Below are 3,668 nucleotides of genomic sequence, written 5' to 3' on the forward strand. Positions count from 1 at the left end.
GTCCCCGATACCACATCACGGATAGCCTTCACCGACAACGATACCGCCTTTGATGAAAAGGACGTGCAGTTCATCATCACCCCCTATGATGAGTGGTATGCCTTGGTAAGGGCATTGGAACTGAAAGAAGCGCATGGAGGTAGCGTTACAACCATCACGGTGGGTGATGCAAGCAACGATGCTATCATCCGCAAGGCCTTGGCCATCGGTGCGAATGATGCTGTGCGTATCGATACAGAGGCTAAAGACCCGGCTTACACGGCTCAGCAGATTGCTGACTATGCGAAGGATAAGGGCTACGATATCATTCTCTGCGGAAAGGAGACCATCGATTATAATGGTTCTCAAGTAGGTGGAATGGTCGCAGAACTGCTCGACATCCCCTACATTTCTCTGGCCACCAAGCTCGAAATGAATGGGGAACAGGCCACATTGGAACGGGACATACAAGGAGGTACAGAAGTGGTCGAGGTCAACACTCCATTTGTGCTCAGTGCAGCCAAGGGCATGGCCGAGCAACGTATCCCGAACATGCGTGGCATCATGGCAGCCCGTACCAAACCTCTTGAAGTGGTCGCGGCCACCGAGGCCGGCACGTGGACCGAGACAGTCAAGTATGAGCTCCCTCCCGCCAAAGCCGGAGTGAAACTCATAGACCCCGATAATATGCAAGAACTCGTGAGGCTACTTCACGAGGAGGCCAAAGCACTTTGAACGAATCTCTAGAAGAAAAAGAACCAATGTCAGTACTTGTATTTGCACATCAGAATGACGGAGACTTCAGCAAAGGAGTCTTAGAGGCCTGCTCCTATGGTAAGCAGGTGGCCGATAAAATGGGAACAGCATGCATTGCGGTGACTTGTGGATCGGGCGATGGAGGAAAGCTTGGGAACTATGGTGTATCCAAGGTACTCCGTTCAGCTGAAGAGAACCTCGATGACTCCCAAATGAGCAAATTGGTCTGTGCAGCTGCCGACCAAAGTGGTGCCCAGGTCATCGTATTCAGTCATGATCTCACCGGAAAGGCGGTGGCCCCCAGGGTCAGCGCGCGCTTGCAGGCCGGTATGGTCGCTGGAGCCAATGCCTTACCCGAAACCGATGGAGGATTCCAAGTCAAACGAGCAGTGTTCTCAGGAAAAGCCTTTGCTACAGTCGCTATACAGAGCGATAGGAAAGTAATCTCCCTCATGCCGAATTCAGTACCTCCTCAGGAAACAGGTGGTACGGCTGAAGTCGAGGATTTCAATCCCGACCTCGGTTCTAAAAGAGTCACTGTGAAGGAGACCAAAAAACGCTCAGGAACGATCTCTCTTCCCGATGCGGAGAAAGTGGTCTCTGCAGGCAGGGGACTCAAGGGTCCTGAGAACTGGGGTATGGTCGAAGAACTGGCCGAGGCTCTGGGTGCGGCTACCGCGTGTTCACGTCCGGTTGCTGACATCGGGTGGAGACCGCATCACGAGCACGTAGGACAGACCGGTGTGGCCATACGACCCAATCTCTATATCGCCATAGGGATATCCGGTGCTATCCAGCATCTGGCCGGAGTGAATGGCTCGAAGACCATCGTAGTGATCAATACCGATGAGGAAGCGCCTTTCTTCAAGGCCGCAGATTATGGAGTGGTAGGTGATGCTTTTGAAGTGGTACCCAAGCTGACCGAGGCTGTCAAGGCCTTCCAAGGCTGAATCTCACAGTGAAAATATTTACATTCGTGTGACCTTTTTCTAGGGATTGCATACGCTGATTCCTAAAGGTGCTCGACCCCGTTCACATTGCATGGAAAAGATAGGACTTGAAATCATCGGCTTGTCGTACAGTCAGACACAGACTGGCGCCTATGCCCTTATTCTCAAGGAGATCGATGGCAAGCGTAGGCTACCTATCATCATCGGTGGATTCGAGGCACAAGCCATCGCCATCGAGATAGAGAAGATGACCCCGAGCCGTCCCTTGACCCATGACTTATTCAAAAGCTTTTCTGACTCCTTCGACATACGCTTGAAGGAGATCATCATCTACAACCTGATGGAAGGGGTCTTCTTTTCCCAGCTCATCTGCGAGGATGCCAATGGAGTAGAACGGGAGATAGATGCCCGTACTTCTGATGCGGTGGCCCTGGCGGTCAGATTCCAGTGTCCTATATATACCTACGAGTTCATCCTGAGTTCGGCCGGCATTATTCTAGACGATGAATTGGCGAGTGAATCCGAGATGGATGAGACCTTTGAATTGGATGTGGTACAGGAGAGTATGCAGAGCGACACACAGAAATCCCTCGATCAGCTCAATAAAGAGTTAGAAGAAGCCTTGACCAACGAGGATTACGAACGGGCGTCCAAGATCAGGGATGAGATCAATAGCCGCAGTCAGAACAACTGAGCCTCTTGCTTCTAGCGAGCTTCTTGCTCAGAATCTTTATACTTGGCTCTTGATCCCGGTCGGCTGATGAAACGCTTCCTCCTTCTTCTTCCCCTTCTTCTATTCTCTACACTGCTTTCTGCCCAAGATGGACTGCTTGAGCTAGAGAGCGGCTGGATGACCGATATCTTCCGAGGTGTATTGGGCATGGTAGTCCTGGTGGGTGTGGGATTTCTGTTGAGCGCTAATAGAAAGGCTGTGGATTGGGGATTGGTACTCAAGGGAATCGCCCTGCAGCTGATATTGGGCCTGGCCATTCTCAAGGTTCCTTTCATCTATGACATCTTCGATGCCATCGCTGACTTCTTCATCCGTATTCTCGAGTTCACGGAGGCCGGAGCGAGTTTTGTGCTAGGAGCTTGGCCCGATTATCTCATCGTGGAGAATGCGGCCGATGAGAACAGACCATTTGCCATCGGCTACATCTTCGCGTTCAAGGTTCTCCCGACCATCGTCTTCTTTGCGGCCTTCTCTTCCCTACTCTATTACTTGGGTATCCTACAGAAGATAGTCTATGCGCTAGCATGGGTCATGAGCAAACTGATGCACATGTCAGGTGCTGAGAGCCTGGCTGCAGCGGCCAATGTTTTCATCGGTCAGACCGAGGCTCCGCTGGTCGTGAGACCGTATCTGGAAGGTATGACACGCTCAGAGATCATGTGCTTGATGACAGGAGGTATGGCCACTATCGCTGGAGGCGTATTTGCTGCGTTCATCGGATTCTTGGGGAATGAATATGCCATTCACTTGTTGACCGCATCGATCATCTCAGCACCTGCGGCCATCGTCTTTGCCAAGATCCTCTATCCCGAAGACACTCCCGAAAAACTCAATCGGAATCTGGATATCTCCAAGGAGAAGATCGGGAGCAATGTGCTGGATGCGATCACCAATGGCACAGTAGATGGATTGAAGCTGGCCATCAATGTAGGGGCCATGCTCTTGGTATTCATTGCGATGATCGCTATGCTGAACTATATTCTCGGAGATTGGATAGGCGCTTGGACCGGACTCAATGACCTGGTGGCTGAATGGACCGATGGTTCCTATGAGAAATTCAGTCTGGAATACCTCTTCGGGCTCTTCTTCGCTCCCTTCGCTTGGATACTGGGCGTGCCTTCTGCAGATATCCTATCGGTAGGTGAACTGCTTGGTACAAAGACCATCATCAACGAGTTCGTGGCCTATGCCAATCTGCCGAGTGCGGAGTTGACCTACAAGAAGTCCTGGATCATCGCTACCTATGCGCT

General features: G+C 51.5%; 4 protein-coding genes. All 4 read left to right on the forward strand.

Features of this window, described 5'->3' with window-relative positions; translation table 11 throughout:
• The coding region (locus HKN79_01315) for an electron transfer flavoprotein subunit beta/FixA family protein (protein NNC82188.1) at positions 1-714 on the forward strand (714 nt) is incomplete at its 5' end.
• Positions 715-740: 26 nt separating this feature from the next.
• Entirely contained in the window at positions 741-1,685 is a 945-nt protein-coding gene (locus tag HKN79_01320) for an electron transfer flavoprotein subunit alpha/FixB family protein (protein NNC82189.1), read from the forward strand.
• A 91-nt stretch (positions 1,686-1,776) separates the two neighbouring features.
• The gene (locus HKN79_01325; GenBank protein NNC82190.1) at positions 1,777-2,379 is read left to right on the forward strand and encodes a hypothetical protein; all 603 of its coding nucleotides are present in this window, start codon (positions 1,777-1,779) and stop codon (positions 2,377-2,379) included.
• A 66-nt stretch (positions 2,380-2,445) separates the two neighbouring features.
• Positions 2,446-3,668, forward strand: a 1,223-nt coding sequence (locus HKN79_01330) for a NupC/NupG family nucleoside CNT transporter (GenBank protein ID NNC82191.1), incomplete at its 3' end; no start/stop codon positions are given.

Source organism: Flavobacteriales bacterium (genome assembly GCA_013001705.1).
Lineage (GTDB): Bacteria > Bacteroidota > Bacteroidia > Flavobacteriales_D > JABDKJ01 > JABDLZ01.